Annotated in this window: 13 protein-coding genes; 9 read left to right on the top strand and 4 right to left on the bottom strand. The window is 61.8% G+C overall.

The features are described 5' to 3' along the window. Window positions 1–15: 15 nt before the first annotated feature. The 4 genes from ACSSVQ_RS04385 (at window position 16) to ACSSVQ_RS04370 (ending at window position 3899) form a co-directional block, all read left to right on the top strand. Complete coding sequence (locus ACSSVQ_RS04385; RefSeq protein ID WP_454180991.1) at window positions 16–552, top strand: hypothetical protein; 537 nt, start codon at window positions 16–18, stop codon at window positions 550–552. Then, window positions 549–1079, top strand: a complete 531-nt coding sequence (locus ACSSVQ_RS04380; protein ID WP_454180990.1) for a periplasmic heavy metal sensor — start codon at window positions 549–551, stop codon at window positions 1077–1079. The genes ACSSVQ_RS04385 and ACSSVQ_RS04380 overlap by 4 nt, the downstream gene beginning before the upstream one ends. A 61-nt stretch (window positions 1080–1140) precedes the next feature. Beyond that, window positions 1141–2487, top strand: coding sequence for an NAD(P)/FAD-dependent oxidoreductase (locus tag ACSSVQ_RS04375; RefSeq protein WP_454180989.1), 1347 nt, complete (start codon window positions 1141–1143; stop codon window positions 2485–2487). A 14-nt stretch (window positions 2488–2501) separates the two neighbouring features. After that, entirely contained in the window at window positions 2502–3899 is a 1398-nt protein-coding gene (locus ACSSVQ_RS04370) for a glutamine synthetase family protein (RefSeq protein WP_339614408.1), read from the top strand. A gap of 952 nt (window positions 3900–4851) precedes the next feature. Here the strand turns inward: ACSSVQ_RS04370 and ACSSVQ_RS04365 are convergent. The 4 genes from ACSSVQ_RS04365 to ACSSVQ_RS04350 form a co-directional block, all read right to left on the bottom strand. Then, window positions 4852–5136, bottom strand: coding sequence for a YrhK family protein (locus tag ACSSVQ_RS04365; protein ID WP_293323806.1), 285 nt, complete (start codon window positions 5134–5136; stop codon window positions 4852–4854). Between the two features lie 95 nt (window positions 5137–5231). Continuing rightward, complete coding sequence (locus tag ACSSVQ_RS04360) at window positions 5232–6977, bottom strand: PAS domain-containing sensor histidine kinase (protein WP_454180988.1); 1746 nt, start codon at window positions 6975–6977, stop codon at window positions 5232–5234. A gap of 295 nt (window positions 6978–7272) precedes the next feature. Beyond that, entirely contained in the window at window positions 7273–9927 is a 2655-nt protein-coding gene (gene pepN / locus ACSSVQ_RS04355; protein WP_454180987.1) for an aminopeptidase N, read from the bottom strand. 245 nt (window positions 9928–10172) lie between these two features. Next, complete coding sequence (locus ACSSVQ_RS04350; RefSeq protein ID WP_454180986.1) at window positions 10173–10718, bottom strand: hypothetical protein; 546 nt, start codon at window positions 10716–10718, stop codon at window positions 10173–10175. 216 nt (window positions 10719–10934) lie between these two features. Here ACSSVQ_RS04350 and ACSSVQ_RS04345 point away from each other — a divergent pair, with 216 nt between their 5' ends. The 5 genes from ACSSVQ_RS04345 to ACSSVQ_RS04325 all read left to right on the top strand — a co-directional run bounded on the left by ACSSVQ_RS04345 (window position 10935) and on the right by ACSSVQ_RS04325 (window position 15898). Beyond that, window positions 10935–11075: a hypothetical protein gene (locus ACSSVQ_RS04345; protein WP_454180985.1), complete on the top strand. Its 141-nt coding sequence runs from the start codon at window positions 10935–10937 to the stop codon at window positions 11073–11075. After that, window positions 11072–12196 carry an acyl-CoA dehydrogenase family protein gene (locus tag ACSSVQ_RS04340; RefSeq protein ID WP_454180984.1) on the top strand — a complete coding sequence of 375 codons (1125 nt, stop codon included), beginning with the start codon at window positions 11072–11074 and terminating at the stop codon, window positions 12194–12196. Before ACSSVQ_RS04345 ends, ACSSVQ_RS04340 begins: the two co-directional genes overlap by 4 nt. Before the next feature lie 39 nt (window positions 12197–12235). Beyond that, window positions 12236–13465 (top strand): acyl-CoA dehydrogenase family protein, encoded by a 1230-nt coding sequence (locus ACSSVQ_RS04335; protein ID WP_454180983.1) that lies wholly within the window; start codon window positions 12236–12238, stop codon window positions 13463–13465. Between the two features lie 158 nt (window positions 13466–13623). Beyond that, complete coding sequence (gene mltF / locus ACSSVQ_RS04330; protein ID WP_454180982.1) at window positions 13624–15051, top strand: membrane-bound lytic murein transglycosylase MltF; 1428 nt, start codon at window positions 13624–13626, stop codon at window positions 15049–15051. Between the two features lie 178 nt (window positions 15052–15229). Further along, entirely contained in the window at window positions 15230–15898 is a 669-nt protein-coding gene (locus tag ACSSVQ_RS04325) for an OmpW/AlkL family protein (RefSeq protein WP_293329343.1), read from the top strand. Window positions 15899–16004 lie beyond the last annotated feature (106 nt).

Genomic DNA, 16004 nt, shown 5'->3' with positions numbered 1-16004 from the left:
CCACGGGATGTTGAAATGATGAACGCTGGACCGATGACATTGGAACGCCTCGACGAGCTGCTCTCCGCCTATGGTGCGGATGAGGCAGGCTGGCCCGCCGGCGAACGGCAGGCGGCGCGCGACCTGATCGCCGCTTCCGCCGAGGCACGGCAACTGCTGGAGGACGCGAGGGCGCTGGATACGCTTTTGAACGCGGCGCCGGTCGAGGAACCCTCCGCGGAACTGGTGGAACGGCTGATGGCCGCGCGCCCCAGGGAAGTGTCGAAAGAATTGCCGCAAGCGCGGCGTGAGGCCGGTCGGGCGAAGAAGGGCGGCGGGCTGCGCGGTATCGCCGCCGCGCTCTGGCCTTATGGCTCCTCCGCTTTCCCCGCGGGCGCGCTGGCGGCCTCGCTGGTGCTTGGGATTGCGCTGGGCACCTCCACCGGCATCAGCCCGATCGCGACGAATGGCGGCGCGACGACCACCGCTGCCGCGACGGCGGACTCTACCGATGACCAGCTGATCGCGATCGCGCTGGCTGATCCGAGCTATATCGAGGAATGGACCCAATGAGCGATATGAACCCGCAGACCGATACCGGTTCGTCCCCGAAACAGCGCCGATGGCTCGGGCCCGCTTTTCTCGCCTCCGCAGCGCTGAATATTTTCCTGATCGCCGTGATCGCCTCGCCGCTTGTGTTTCATTGGCGGTCGGGGCAGGCCCCCGATGGATTGAGAGAAGGGGCACCGCGTCACGGGATTTTCGGTGCCTTGCGCGAATTGCCGCCCCAGGATCGCAAAATGCTGCGCCAGTCCATGCGGGAGAGTTTCCGTGAGATGAGGCCTTTTCTGCGTAAGGCGGGAAGCGGTCGCAAGGCGTTGGCGGACGCGATTGCCGCCGAACCCTTCGACGGCGGCAAGGTGCGCGCGGCAATGGCGGAAATAGACGCGCCGATGGATCGGGTGCGTGAGATCGGCCAGACCTCTTTCATCAACACGCTCGAAAAGATGACGCCGGAGCAGCGAAAGCATGTTGCCAAAAAGATCGGCGAAGACCGCCATCGCCGCTGGGACCGGGACGATGACGACGACGATCACTGACAGGTCTCTTTCCGCAAATTGATGTAAGACGGGCTCGTGTGTCTGCGCTAAGCTCACACGTATGAGCTGGTATCATTCGAGTATGTATGACCCCGCCGTTCCGGTGGGGAGTTTCTGGGAAGAAGAGGCACCCCCTCTCGCAGCGGGCGTCGATAGCGGCGCTTTCAGCGAAGCAGAGGCGACGTGCGACGTCGCCATCATCGGCGGCGGCTATACCGGGCTTTCCGCCGCGCTGCATCTTGCCCGCGATCACAATGTAGATGTTCGCCTGCTTGAGGCGGGGCCGCTCGGCTGGGGCGCCTCGGGCCGCAATGGCGGCTTCTGCGCCTTGCAGCCCACCGGGCTGGGGCTCGGCGAACTGGTATCGCGTTTCGGAAAGGCGGAAGCACGGCGCTTCATCTCCTCGCAGGTCGAGGCGGTGGAGCTCGTTCAGGCGCTGGCGCGGGACGAGGGGATAGACTACAGCCCGCAAGGCGACGGCACGCTGCATGTCGCCCATGACGAAAAGCGCTTCCGGGAGCTGGAAGAGGAAGTTCGCCTCTGGCGCGACGGCTTCGGTATTCAGGCCCGGCTGATGAGCCGGGAAGAAGTGGCCGCCAGCCAATATGACTCCACCGAACAGTTCGGCGCTGCCTTCGACCCGGTAGGCTTCGGGCTGCAGCCCCTGCGCTTTGCACGGGGCCTGGCCGCAGCGGCGGCCCGTCACGGCGCGAAACTGCATGGCGGCAGCAACGTCGAAAGCTGGGAGAAGCATGACGACTGGCACCATCTGGTCACGCCGGGCGGCACATTGCGCGCCCGCAAGGTCATCCTGGCCACCAATGGCTTTATCCGTCCGGCTCTCGACCGCCGCCTTGAAAAGCGGCTGGTGCCGGTTCTGTCCAATATCATTGTCACCCGTCCTCTCACCGAGAGCGAAAGGCTGGCGCAGAAATGGCGGACGGAGCGGCCCTGTTCCAACACGCGGAGCCTGCTTTTCTATTACCGAATGCTGCCGGACAATCGGTTCCTCTTCGGCTCGCGGGGCGACCTGACGGGCAGGCCGGAGGACGGGGCGGTCATGCGCCGCTGGATGGAGAAACGCCTCGGCGAGGTCTTCCCGGCATGGGCGGAGGTGGAAACCACCCATTACTGGCGTGGTTTCGTCTGCATGACGCGCCGCCTGACCCCCTCCATCGCCTATATGGAGAACGACCGGACGGCGCTTGCCGCGCTCGGCTATCATGGAGACGGGGTGTCCGCCGCCCCCTGGGCGGGCCGCATGGCCGCCCGCCTTATCGCGGGAAAGGCTTCGGAAAGCGATTTACCCGCGCCTTTCCGGGGAGAACCCGGCCTCATCCCCTTTGCGGCGTTGCGGCGCTGGTATCTGAGGGGGGCTCTCAGCTACTATCGCTGGACTGACCTCTGACCTTTGGGTTTTTTATGAGTGATCGAAAGAAGACGTCCACCCCGGCCGCCGAAACGCGTCTGGCAACGCTGGCCGAATACGAGAAATTCATCCAGGAGAATGGCGAGATCGACTACCTCGACGCCATCTTCGTGGACATGTGCGGCACCGTCCGCGGCAAACGCTTTCCCTCCGAAGAAGCGGACAAGGTGTTCACCGGCGGTATCCAGATGCCGCAATCGATCTATTTCTTCGATGTGACCGGGGTGAATGAAGACATTCTCGGCATGGGCTTTTCCGACGGCGACCCCGATGCGGAAAGCTTTCCTCTGTCCGGCTCCATCGTGCCGGTGCCATGGGCCTCGATGAAGCAGGCCCAGGTGCTGATGACCATGCAGGGCAAGGACGGCTCGCCGCTCTGGCTGGAGCCGCGCAATGTGCTTGCCCGGGTGAAGGACAAGCTCGCCGAACTCGGCCTCCACGCGACCATCGCCTGCGAATTCGAGTTCTATGTGCTCGACAAGACCAACGATGCGAAGGGCAGGCCGCAGGCGCCGATCAATCCGGCGACCGGGATGCGCGAAACCGCCAATGAGGTTTACGGCATCACGGAACTTGACGGCTTTATGGGGCTGTTGAAGGAAATCGACGAAGCCGCTGCCGCGCAGGGCGTGCCGGCCTCCGGAGCCACGGCGGAGTTCGCGCCCGGCCAGTACGAGATCAACCTGAATCATGAAAGCGATGTGCTGGTTGCCTGCGACCACGCGGTGATGCTGCGAAATCTCATCGGCGCCATCACGCGCAAGCACGGCTTCGTGTCGAGCTTCATGGCCAAGCCTTTCCCCGATCAGACCGGCAATGGCATGCATGTCCATGTGTCGGTGCAGGACGAACAGGGCAACAATGTCTTCGACAATGGCGCCGATGACGGGTCCGACACGCTGCGTCACGCGATTGGGGGAGTGCAGGAGCTGCTCGCGGATTCCATGGCGATCTTCGCGCCGAACCTCAATTCCTATCGCCGCTTCGGACCGAACCTGTTTGTGCCGGTCAATGCGAGCTGGGGCTACAACAACCGTTCCGTCGCCTTCCGCGTGCCGAATGGGCCCGCGCATGCGCGTCGCATCGAGCATCGCGTGACGGGTGCGGACGCCAACCCCTATCTCGTCGTCGCGGCCATTCTGGCGGGCATCCACTACGGCATCGTCAACAAATGCGATCCCGGCGCCCCGGCGGAAGGAAATGCCTGCGATATCGTGGACGAGAACATTCCGTTCTATCTGCCGAGCGCATTGAAGCGCCTGCGCAATTCGGAGCCGATGCGGGAATATTTCGGCGCGGAATATGTCGACGTCTATGCCGAGACGAAGATCCTCGAATACGACAAGTTCAACAGCGAAATCTCCGCGCTGGAATATGACTGGTATCTCTGACGCGATGCTGGCGTGTCACCCGGGGCAAGTGATGAACGGGTGATGGGTGAGGAGAGGGCCGCGCAGTCGGGAGTTGCGGCGTTTCCTTCTGCATTTGCGTATCATCGGTGCGTACCGCTTGCTTCCTATGCGCCGTCGCTCATTTCCTGGGAGAAGGGCGCGAATGTTCTATTGCATCCCCTGGCCTCTTAATTTTGCACTGCTTTTTGCGCCTTACACCATTCTGCGTACGGTCGGGTATCGTCATTGGAAAAGAAGTGGCGCCGATCCTGGTGTTCCAAGGCATATATGGGCTTACAGATCATTGAAGCCAAAGGAATACTGGGTCCCTTCGGTAGGACTTTGGTCAATACAGTTGTCTTGGGCGATTGTGGTTCTTCTGCCGGTTCAATATCTGGTTCGATAACAAGATAAAGATGCCCTCGTGACCTCCAGCGCGGGGAATTGAAGCGGCGGTCGCTGTAGCGGGTGGCGAGAAAATGGCATTTGCAATGCTGTCCAAGTCTAACCGTTATTTCAGACGTGACGCTAACGCATCACTTGCAGCGTATGCGGATGTTCCCGGGAGATTGTGAATGTTCTATTTGGTGCCGTACCCGTTTGATATTGCGCTGCTCCTAGCGCCCTTTCCAATTATTCGTACGGGAGGATATTTGTATTGGAAACGAAGCGATGCAAACCGAGATTCAGTAAAAAGTTTCTATACATTCGATAGAGTGAAGCCGGAGAAGTATTGGGTTCCGTGGAGTGTGATTCTGCTAATTCAGTTGGCTTGGGCGATTGCGGTTCTTTTGCCGGTTCAATATCTGGTTCGATAGCAAACAGACGGTACCCTTGTCGAATGTGCATGACCTGCAGTGCGGGAATTTAAGCAGCGGTTGCTTTGGCAGGTGACGAAAAAACGCTGTTTGCAACGCCGTCCAGGTCTGCCCCTATTCTTTAGGCAGCTAATTCACCACTGCGAATAGCTCGGTGTGCTGCGTCCGAGATGGATGTGGCGCGCGAGCCGGATCGCGGGGCGGATGAGAAGCTGCGCACTGCCGATCACGAAAAGCCATGTGCCGTCGTAAGTGGTCTCTGCCCAGAAGAAGAGAATGCTGCCCGCAAGGAACCAGGCGCCGACCATGAAGTCGTTGACGATACTGACGACTTCGTAAGTGCGTTCGATCACGATCTGCTCGTGGCCGACATGGATTGAAAAGCTGCGTTGCCGGGAGGCCTGCCGTTCCTGCGTCATCGTTTCCTCGTCTTTTTCGAAACTCGAAGGGCGAGCGCAACCTAACGCGCCGGGCGGGAAACGGCCAATGCTGTGTCGCAAAAAAGAAGTGACGCTCAGAGCGGCAGCGTGAAGCTCACTGTCGTGCCGACGCCCTCGATGCTGTCGATGTCGAGTTCGCCACCATGCATTTCCACCAGCGAGCGCGACAGGGCAAGGCCAAGGCCCGTGCCCTTGTGCGTCTTGTTGTGCTGGCTTTCCACCTGTTCGAAAGGACGCCCGATCTTGGCGAGCGCGCTGGACGGGATGCCGATACCGGTATCGCGCACCGCAATGGTGAGCATCCCGTTCCCCGTCGTGCCGGTAACGTGAATGCTGCCGCCGGCCTGCGTGAACTTCACCGCATTGGAGAGGAGGTTGAGCAGCACCTGTTTCACGGCGCGCTTGTCCGCCTGCACATGGGGCAGGGCCGAGACTTCGTTGACGATCTTGAGGTCGGCCTCTTCGGCGCGGCCGCTGACCAGACGCAAGGACTCGCCCAGCACTTCGTCGATATCGAGGTCTTCCTTTTCCAGCGTCATCCGACCCGCCTCGATCTTCGACATATCCAGAATGTCGTTGATGAGTTCGAGCAGGTGCTGGCCGGAGCCTTTGATGTCCTTCGTGTACTCGTGATATTTCGGCGCGCCGAGCGGGCCGAAAAGCTCCGACTCCATCATCTCCGAAAAGCCGATGATCGCATTGAGCGGCGTGCGCAGCTCATGGCTCATATTGGCGAGGAATTCCGACTTGGAGCGGTTCGCCGTTTCCGCGCGCGTCTTTTCGACGGCGTATTTCTCGGCGAGGTCCACGAGCTGGCGCGCCTGCTCCTGCAGCTTCTGGCGCGAAGTTTCGAGGTCGCGCACCGTGCGTTCCAGCTCGCCCTTGCTTTCGGTCAGCTGCGCTTCCTGCGTCTTGATGTCGGTAATGTCGGTGCCGACATTCACATGCCCGCCATCCTTGGTGCGGCGTTCGCTGATCTGCAGCCAGCGCCCGCTGGGCAGGTGGATTTCACGCACGCTTTCATTGCGGCCCGTGCCGGGCTGCGGCCAGCTTTCCGCCACCGAGGCGCGCGCCATCAGGTCGGGCAGGGTGCCGCCGGGCGCCACGTCGCTTTCCGGCAGGTCGAGGAATTCGGCGAACTTGCTGTTGGACGTCACCAGCTTGTTGTCGCCGTCCCAGAGCACAAAGGCCTCGCCAATGCTCTCGATGGCGTCGCGCAGGCGCTCATTCGCTTCCGAGACGCGCTTTTCGGCGAGCTTCTGTTCGGTGATGTCGATGGTGATGCCGACAAGCCGTTCGCTGGCGAGCCGGCCGCCGCCCCAGACCTGACCCTTGGCGTGGACCCAGACCCAGGAGCCATCGGCATGCTTCAGCCTGAAATCCGTGTCGTAGGAGCGGGACGGGCGGCTTGCCGCCTGCATGATTTCGTCGATCGCCTTGAGGTCGTCGGGATGCGTCAGCGCTTTCACTTCATTGGGCGACATACGCCGCGAGGGCTGCTTGAGGCCGACCATGTCGAACATCGCCGCCGACCAGTAGACCCGGTTTTCCGTCAGGTCCCAGTCCCAGATCCCGCAGCGCGCACCGGCAAACGCCATGTCGAAGCGCTGCTGGTTCTCCACCAGCGCAGCTTCCGCTTCCAGCTTGCTCTCGCGCAGATGAACGAGGAGCCAGGCAAGCGCCACATAGCCGGCCGAAAGGAGGCCCGAAAAGACGAGCGTGCGCGAGAAGCCCTCGTCGAGATAAAGGACGACGTTGAGCGCGACAAGCCCGACCCCGGAAAGGGCGAGCAGAAGCCGGGCGACTTTTCCAGAAGACATGCCGAACCATCCGTTCCGCCGAAGCGACGAATGCCATATGGCCGGTCGGTCGCCCATCTTGCCTATCGTTTCATGTCTGCCGGTGCTGGCGTCCGCCATGGCCCTTGCCTGTATAGCCGTTCCGAATCAGTTGCTTGAAGGCGATGATTCGGCTTGGGCACAGCTTTGTCCATAGTCGTGCGTTAACTTTTCATTAACCGATGCAATTCGGACTCAGTCCACAGACATTACCCGATGAGAATAGCGCCTTTTCGGCGAATGTCCGCCAACCGGATCGCATGCGATCCCATGTCGATCAGGCCAGCGTCTTGGTCGCGATTTCATAGACATCGCGGGATAAACCCTCGGTTTCGGCAATGCGCTTCAGCGCGGCTTCCATACCCGTCCGCCGCGACGGCTCGAATTGCCGCCAGCTCTTGAAGCTGCCGAGCATCCGCGCCGCCACCTGCGGGTTCAGCCGGTCCAGTTCGAGTACCTTGTCGGCGACGAATTCGTAGCCCGCGCCGTCCTTCGCATGGAAGCGGACCTGGTTGGCCGCTGCGAAGCTGGTGATGAGCGCGCGCACCTTGTTCGGTCCCTTGATGTTGAAGGCCGGATGGGTGGTCAGGCGCTTGATCTGGGCCAGCGTGTCCGGCCGTGTGGAGAGCGCCTGCAGGGTGAGCCATTTGTCCACGACGAGGTGATTGTCTTTCCAGCGTTCATAGAAGTCGGCAAGCGCTTCGTCATGCTCAGCTCCATCCACATTGGCGAGAACGCCGAGCGCGGCCATCGCATCCGTCATATTGGTCGCCTGCCTGTAATGCGTGAGGGCAAGCGTGACGCCCTCCCGAGAGCCCGGCACAGCGGCCAGATAGGAAAGGCAGGCATTGCGCAGTGCCCGGCGGCCGGCATGGTCGGCATTGGGCGAATAAGGCCCGTCCACCCGGAAGGCCTCATAGGCTGCTGCAAACTCATCGCGAAGCTGTGCTGCGATGGAGCCGCGCAATGTCTCCCGCGCCGTATGGATCGCGTCCGGGTCGACATCCTTGCCGATCGTTTGCGCAATGGTCTGCTCGCTCGGCAGGACGATCATCTGCGCCACATAGTCGGGGTCGAGCGAGCTGTCGGCGAGCAGGGACCGGATCATCTCGGCAAAGGCCGTCCCCTGACGGTTCTTCTCGCCACTGGCCTGTGCGCCGACAAGCCCGATCAGCAGGCCCGTTGCGTAGCGCTGTGCCGCCTCCCAGCGGTTGAACGGGTCGCTGTCATGCGTCATCAGGAACATGAGGTCGCGTTCCTTGAGATTGGCATTGAGCTTCACCGGCGCGGAAAACCCGCGCAGCAGCGACGGCACCGGCTTTGCGGGCACGTTGGTGAAATGGAAGGTCTGTTCCTGCTCGGTCAGGTTCAGCACGCGCGATGTGCCGACGGGCGCGTCCTCGCCCTGAAGCTGCAGGGGAATGTCATGGCCGTCCGGCCCCACGAGCCCCATGGCGACGGGGATGTGATAGGGCGCCTTTTTGGGCTGGCCCGGCGTCGGCTGGCAGACCTGGCTCAGCGTCAGCGTGTAGCTTTTCCGGCTCGCATCGTAATTGCCCGACGCGAGCACCTCCGGCGTGCCGGACTGGCTGTACCAGCGCATGAACTGGCCGAGGTCGAGTTCCGCGCCATCGGCCAGCGAGGTGACGAAATCCTCCACCGTCGCCGCTTCGCCGTCATGCCGTTCGAAATAGAGGTCCATGCCTTTGCGGAAGCGCTCCGGCCCCGCCAGCGTATGGATCATGCGGCACAGCTCGGCGCCTTTCTCGTAGACGGTCGCCGTATAGAAATTGTTGATCTCGATATAGGCGTCGGGCCGGACGGGATGCGCAAGCGGCCCGCCATCTTCGGGGAACTGATGCGCGCGAAGGAGCTTCACGTCGGAGATCCGCTTCACCGGACGCGAGCGCATGTCGGAGGTGAATTCCTGGTCGCGGAAGACGGTCAGTCCCTCCTTCAGGCAGAGCTGAAACCAGTCGCGGCAGGTGATGCGGTTGCCGGTCCAGTTGTGGAAATATTCATGCACGATGATCGCCTCGATTGCCGCGTAGTCTGCATCCGTCGCGGTCTCGGCGCGGGCAAGGATGTATTTGTCGTTGAAGACGTTGAGACCCTTGTTCTCCATCGCCCCCATATTGAAGGCGCTGACCGCGACGATCATGAAGATGTCGAGATCGTATTCGCGCCCGAAGCGCTCCTCGTCCCATTTCATGGAGCGCTTCAGCGCTTCCATCGCATAGGCGCAGCGGTCCTTATTGCCGGGCTCGACATAGATGCGAAGCGTCACCTCGCGGCCGGACATGGTGGTGAAGGTGTCTTCCACATGGTCGAGCTTGCCGCCCACCAGTGCGAAGAGATAGGAGGGCTTGGGGAAGGGGTCGTGCCATTCCGCGAAATGCCGCCCGCCGTCCAGATCGCCGCTCGCTTCCAGATTGCCGTTCGAGAGCAGCACCGGCGCATCGGCCTTGTTGGCCTCGATGCGCGTGCGATAGACCGCCATCACGTCGGGACGATCCGGGAAATAGGTGATGCGGCGGAAGCCCTGCGCCTCGCATTGCGTGCAATAGATCTCGCTCGAAAGATAGAGCCCGGTCAGCGCCGTATTCTCCTCCGGCGCGCAAGTCGTTGCGATTTCGAGCGTGAAGGGCCCCTCCGGCGCATCGAACAGGGTCAGCTGGGCGTCGTCGACCTGATAGGCGTTCGGGCTCACCGTCTCGCCGTTCAGTTTTACCTCGTGAAGCGTCAGCTTCTCCCCGTCCAGTACGAGGGGGGCGTCGGCGCTCTTGCTGTCCGGGTTCCGGCGCACGGTCAGCTTTGAGTGCACCCGCGTCGCCTTCGGGTCGAGCGAAACGTCGAGCGCCACCTCATCGATCTGAAAGGCGGGCGCCGTGTATTCGGCAAGGCGGATGGTGCGGGGGTCTTCATTTTTCATGGATGATCACTCGAAACCGGGGGGCAATCGGGCCGCGGACGGACAAGGGGAGGACCGGCGGCAAGCCGCAGCTCCATAGACCTCGCGCGTCGGCCCGTGGACAGGAGATAATCGTTCGGGAAAGGTTCCGCAATTCGCGTGGCGGAATTGGGGCGGAATTGAAGTGCCCGACCGGGATTTTCCGTCCCGGGGGCCCTTCGGGGTCTTTAGGAGGGGCGGCTCGATGAGGGCTAGCTCGCGCCGCCTTATTCCTCCGCCACGCCCTGGCGCAGCACCTTGGCCAGTGTCGCGGCGGCGTCATTGGCGATATCCATCACATCGTCGGGCAGGTTTTCCGGATTGTTGCGCGCCACTTCGATCAGGTGCTGCAGCAGCACCATGAATTGCGGGCTCGCCGCCATGATCCGCGCCTGCATCTCGCAGCGATCCGGATAGAGGTCGTATTCGATGCCGGGCACGCGCCAGCCCCCGCCTTCATGGCCGCCCGTCACGATGACGGGATGGGTGCCGGGGACGGGGTGATTGGCGGATTCCGAGTCCGAGCGCCATTTGTTGGGCACGCGCTGCACATGCCACTCTTCCATATTGGGATCGAGATGGGTGAGGGCCTCGGTTTCTTCCGTTTCGAGCTCATTGGCACGGAACTCGCGGCCGAGGCCGACATCGTAATTGATGCGCAACGGCTCATCCATGTCCTTGACCCATTGCGGCACCAGCCGCTCGATCACCGCCCATGTGCCCACGGGCCGGACATAAACGCGCTGGTTCTTATGAAATTGTGCCTTGGCCATTCCGCAATATCCTTTGCCTCTAATCCTGACCTCTCGCCTCGGGCATCATCGGCGAAGGCCGGTTAGCAGGCTGTTAAAGAAAACCAAGATTTTGCCATCAGGAAGTCGAGAGTCTTGCGGTTTGGGAACAGGCGCGCCCATGGCTGTCCCGAACGCCTCAAGCCCGACGCGACGTAAAATAAGCGGGCCTTTTCAGATGGCGGAAATGCGGGAACAATGCGCGCCAAACGGATCGTCCCGGCACTTGTCGGGATGGGCGACAAGACCATTTTTCCGGACTGGAAAGTCATGAAAGAGCCGGATCCGGCGGGCAGGGACAATGCGCCGCCGCTACCGGCCTTGCGGGAGGTACTATGAATTTCGATTTTTCCGACGACCAGAAGATGCTCAAGGAGCAGGTACGCAAGTTCCTGGGCGACAAATGCGGCTATGACGTCGTGCGCAAGCATCTGGAAGGCAAGGACGCCTATGATGCCGGCGTCTGGAAGGGCCTCGTGGACATGGGCCTGACCGGTACCGCCATCCCGGAAGCCTATGGCGGTCTTGGCCTCGGCGCGCTGGAACTTTGTGTGATCGCCGAGGAACTGGGCCGTTCCGCGGCGCCGGTGCCGTTCTCTTCCTCCATCTATCTTGCCGCGGAAGCGATCAAGCTCTTCGGCACGGAAGAGCAGAAGCAGAAATGGCTGCCGAAAATCGCCAGCGGCGAAGCCGTCGGCACGCTCGCCATGGGCGAGGGCCTGAAGGCCGCCAATCCGCGCAACATCGAAACCTCCTTCGCCAATGGCAAGGTCAATGGCGTGAAGCAGCCGGTGGCCGATGGCGAAGCGGCCGACGTGGCCGTCGTGGTCGTCAATTCCGGCGGTAGCGGCGAGGGCGCGATCTCGCTCGCGCTGGTCGATCTCAAGGCCGGCGGCGTGACGGCGGAAGCGCTTCGTACCATCGACCCGACGCGGCCTCATGCGCAGCTCACCTTCAAGGATGCGCCTGCCGAACTGATGGGCCCGGCCGGTCAGGGCTGGTCGCAGCTTCAGCGTGTGCTGGACGGCGCGGCAGTACTCTTTGCCTTCGAGCAGGTGGGCGGTGCCGAGGCCTCGCTGGAAATGGCGAAGGAATATGCGCTGGAGCGCTACGCCTTCGGCCGTCAGATCGGTTCCTATCAGGCGATCAAGCACAAGCTTGCCGATATGTATGTGAAGAAGGAACTGGCCAAGTCCAACGCCTATTACGGCGCGATGATGCTGAACGACGAAGGCTCGGAACTGACGGAAGCCGCCGCCGCGTCGCGCATCGCGGGCAACGACGCCTATGTCTTCGCGGCTCAGGAGAACATCCAGACCCATGGCGGCATCGGCTACACATGGGAGTCGAACTGTCAGTTCCACTACCGCCGCGCCAAGCTGCTGGCTCTCACCGTGGGCGCTTCCGCCCAGTGGAAAGAGAAGCTCGTCTCGCGCCTCGAAGCGAAGAACGCAGCCTGAGCGAACCAAAAACAGAATTCGGCAAAGGGAAATAACGTCATGGATTTCAACGACACACCGGAAGAAGCCAAATTCCGCGCAGAGGTTCGCGAGTGGCTGAGCAAGAACGCGACACTGAAGTCGGAAGCCAAGAACACCAACGTCGACCGCACGCAGGATCAGGTCGTCAAGCGCAACAAGGAATGGCAGGCCAAGAAGGCCGATGCAGGCTATGCCGCGCTTACCTGGCCCAAGGAGTGGGGCGGTGCCGGCGCCTCGCCCATCCACAGCGTGATCTATGGTCAGGAAGAGTCGAAATATGACGTACCCGGATCGATCTTCGCGATCGGCCTCGGCATGTGTATTCCGACCGTCATGGCCTGGGGCTCGGACGAGCACAAGAAGCGCTTCGTGAAGCCCGCCATCCGCGGTGAGGAGATCTGGTGTCAGCTCTTCTCCGAGCCCGCCGGCGGTTCGGATGTGGCCGGCCTGCGCACCCGCGCGGAAAAGGACGGCGATGAATGGGTCATCAACGGTCAGAAAGTCTGGACCTCCGGTGCCCAGTTTTGCGACTACGGCATCCTGCTGACCCGTACCGATCCGAACGTGCCCAAGCATAAGGGCCTCACCATGTTCTGGATCGACATGAAGGATCCGGCCGTGGAAGTGCGCCCGATCCGGCAGATGTCGGGCGAAAGCGGCTTCAACGAAGTCTTCTTCACCGATCTGCGCGTGAAGGACGATCAGCGTCTCGGCAAGGAAGGTGACGGCTGGAAGGTCGCGCTGACCACGCTGATGAACGAGCGTCTCGCGGTGGGCGGCAGTCAGGGCAATGCGGATGTGGACGACCTCATCCGCCTTGCCCGCGATGTCGATATCGCGGACGGTCCGGCCATCAACAATGGCGCCGTGCGCGAGCGCATCGCCGATTGGTATGTGCAGGCGCAGGGCCTCAAATTCACCCGCTTCCGCACGCTGACCGCGCTGTCGAAGGGGGATACGCCCGGACCGGAATCCTCGATCAGCAAGATCGTGGCGGCCAAGAAGATGCAGGACCTCGGCTCCTTCGGCATGGATCTTCAGGACCAGGGCGGCATCATCCGCGACCGCAACGTGTCGCCGCTGGAAGGCGCCTATACCGAGCAGTGGTTCGGCGCGGCGGGTTACCGCATCGCCGGCGGTACGGACGAAATCCTGCGCAACATCGTGGCCGAGCGCGTGCTGGGTCTGCCGCAGGATGTGCGCGTGGACAAGGACAAGGCGTTCAACGAACTGCCCAAGGGAAAATAAGACAGGAAACTTTCCTGCCTTTGCAAAGGGGTCCGGTTTCCGGGCCCCTTTTTCGTGTCCCGTCTTTAGCCGCCTCCGCAAGGCTGTGTTATGCTTTCTGCCGGATCCAACGTCCGGGGCAGGGTTTGAAAGCGGCGCTGAAATCGGCAGCTTCAAGGATGAGCGCGCATTTGCACGCCATGGGCGTGTGGCTCAAGGCGCGTCTCCCGGCGACGCCTGCGGGCTACGGACCCTATTTCCCCGTGGCAGGCGTGATCGTTTTCGGCGTCGCATTTTCGATTATCCGGCAGGTCTATGTGCCGCCGGTCACGCCGGGTCTGGACGGCATTCTGTCCGACGGACGGCTTGTCGTCCTCACCCGCGTTTCGCCCGCGCTTTATTATGAAGGCAGCGACGGCCCGACCGGCTTCGAATATGCGCTGGCAAGGGACTTCGCAGAGGACCTTGGTGTCGAGGTCGACTTCCGTGTCTATAACACCGAGCCGGAACTGCTCGACGCGCTGGCGGACAATGCCGGTCATATCGCAGCCGCCGGCATCGTCGCCACGGAGGCGCGGCGCGAGCGCTTCGCCTTCACGCAACCCTATGAAACCGTGCGCCAGCTCGTCGCGTGTCGCCGCCCCGCGGGCCGGATCCGGTCGATGAAGGATCTGGAAGGGCGTCGCATAATGCTGGCTGCGGGAACCTATGGCGCGGAACTGTTTGCAAAGAAGGCCGAGGCGTCGGAAGAGATCGATGTGAGCATCGAAAATGCATCGCCCGATGAGCTCCTCACCCGTGTGGCGGACGGGGAGGCGGATTGCACCGTCGCCAACAGCATCACCTTCAAGGTCACCCAGCCCTACAGGATCGAACTCCGGAGAGCGTTTTATCTGTCAAAGGACGAACCGGTCGGGTGGGCTTTTCCGAAGGGGGAAGAGGAGCTGGACGGCAAATTGTCGGAATGGTTCGCCCAGTCGGAGAAGTCCGGGCTCATCGCGCGCCTGGAGCGCCGCTATCACGGCTTCCTCTCGCTCTTCGACTATGTCGACATCCGGAGCTTCCGCCGCGCCATCGAGGATGTGCTGCCGGAATACGAGAAGGCGATTCGCCGGGCGGCGGCCGGGAGCGGTTTGCCCTGGGAGTTGCTGGCCGCGATTTCATGGCAGGAATCGCACTGGAACCCGAAAGCCCGCAGCCCCACAGGCGTGCGCGGTTTCATGATGCTGACCTTGCCGACCGCCAGGGAACTCGGCGTGGAAGATCGTCTCAATCTATTGGAAAGTCTTGAAGGCGGCGCGAAATATCTCGCCAGCATCAAGGAAAGGCTGCCGGACGGGATCGAGGGCGACAGCCGCGTCTGGATGGCGCTGGCGGCCTATAATATGGGGTTCGGCCATCTGCTGGATGCGCGCATTCTGGCCGCTCGCCGTGGTCTCGATCCTGATTCGTGGACGGACCTTCGCCAGGTCCTGCCTTTGCTCCAGAGGCCGGAGATCTACGCAAAACTCCGCCATGGAAGAGGCCGGGGCCGTCAGGCCCTTCACTATGTGCAGCAGATCCGCACCTATATGTACATTCTTCGCCAGAGCCGCGGCCTGATTTGATCTCTGACAATGCTTCGTGCGCCGGTTCCTTTACCTAGGGGTGCGACACCTCGCCATGCCACTGCGACCAAATGACCACTAAATTTTTATGGGCTTTGGCGGATGATGTGTCCGAACGAATTGCAATGCACCGGCGGGGCTGAAAACCGATTTCCGGTGCCGTCTCAAGGAGAAGAAAATGAAGGGCAACATGAAATATTCCGCACTCGGCAAGATCGCGCTGGGCGTGGTGCTGGCAGCGGGCATGGTCGCCGCTGCACCGGCGGCTCAGGCGGCTGACGGGTTCAAGGGCAAGTCTGCGGGTGACTTCGTCGTCCGTGCACGCGCCATCGGCGTCATCCCGCGCGACAATGCGGACAGCGCCTCCATTCCGGGCGAACCCGATGTCTCGAACGAATATGTGCCGGAACTCGATTTCACCTACTTCATCACCGACAACGTCGCGCTGGAACTGATCGCCGCGACGACCCGTCACGATGTGAAGTGGAATATCGGCGGTACCCAGCTCGATCTGGGTAAGGTCAACCTGCTGCCGCCGACCCTGACCGTTCAGTATCACTTCATGCCGAAAGAGCGTCTGAGCCCCTATGTCGGCGCGGGCCTCAACTACACCATCTTCTACAATGAGGATGCAGGGTCTTCGATCACCTCGATCGACTACGAAAACAGCCTCGGCTATGCGCTGCAGGCCGGTGTCGACTACGCGCTGGACGACAACTGGTCGCTCAACCTCGACGTGAAGAAGCTCTGGCTCGACACTGACGTGAAGATCAATGGCGGTGCGGTCACCGCCAATGTGAACCTCGATCCGTGGATCGTCGGTGTAGGCGTCGGCTACCGCTTCTGATGCCGACCGCGGTTTAGGCGGACGGCGGGTCTTCGAGGCTGGTTCTCGTCCCTGTCACCCGCAGCCCCACGGGGGCGAAAACGGGAGATCGGACCGCCGCCTGTAC

This window comes from Parvibaculum sp. MBR-TMA-1.3b-4.2 (assembly GCF_053628815.1).
The sequence above is the reverse complement of the archived record's forward strand: the minus strand, read 5'-3'. Positions and strand labels throughout refer to the sequence as shown.

Coding starts and splice junctions, on each gene's coding strand:
- ACSSVQ_RS04385 (WP_454180991.1), top strand. CDS start 16: ATGATGAACGCTGGACCGATGACATTGGAACGCCTCGACGAGCTGCTC.
- ACSSVQ_RS04380 (WP_454180990.1), top strand. CDS start 549: ATGAGCGATATGAACCCGCAGACCGATACCGGTTCGTCCCCGAAACAG.
- ACSSVQ_RS04375 (WP_454180989.1), top strand. CDS start 1,141: ATGAGCTGGTATCATTCGAGTATGTATGACCCCGCCGTTCCGGTGGGG.
- ACSSVQ_RS04370 (WP_339614408.1), top strand. CDS start 2,502: ATGAGTGATCGAAAGAAGACGTCCACCCCGGCCGCCGAAACGCGTCTG.
- ACSSVQ_RS04365 (WP_293323806.1), bottom strand. CDS start 5,136: ATGACGCAGGAACGGCAGGCCTCCCGGCAACGCAGCTTTTCAATCCAT.
- ACSSVQ_RS04360 (WP_454180988.1), bottom strand. CDS start 6,977: ATGTCTTCTGGAAAAGTCGCCCGGCTTCTGCTCGCCCTTTCCGGGGTC.
- pepN (WP_454180987.1), bottom strand. CDS start 9,927: ATGAAAAATGAAGACCCCCGCACCATCCGCCTTGCCGAATACACGGCG.
- ACSSVQ_RS04350 (WP_454180986.1), bottom strand. CDS start 10,718: ATGGCCAAGGCACAATTTCATAAGAACCAGCGCGTTTATGTCCGGCCC.
- ACSSVQ_RS04345 (WP_454180985.1), top strand. CDS start 10,935: ATGCGCGCCAAACGGATCGTCCCGGCACTTGTCGGGATGGGCGACAAG.
- ACSSVQ_RS04340 (WP_454180984.1), top strand. CDS start 11,072: ATGAATTTCGATTTTTCCGACGACCAGAAGATGCTCAAGGAGCAGGTA.
- ACSSVQ_RS04335 (WP_454180983.1), top strand. CDS start 12,236: ATGGATTTCAACGACACACCGGAAGAAGCCAAATTCCGCGCAGAGGTT.
- mltF (WP_454180982.1), top strand. CDS start 13,624: ATGAGCGCGCATTTGCACGCCATGGGCGTGTGGCTCAAGGCGCGTCTC.
- ACSSVQ_RS04325 (WP_293329343.1), top strand. CDS start 15,230: ATGAAGGGCAACATGAAATATTCCGCACTCGGCAAGATCGCGCTGGGC.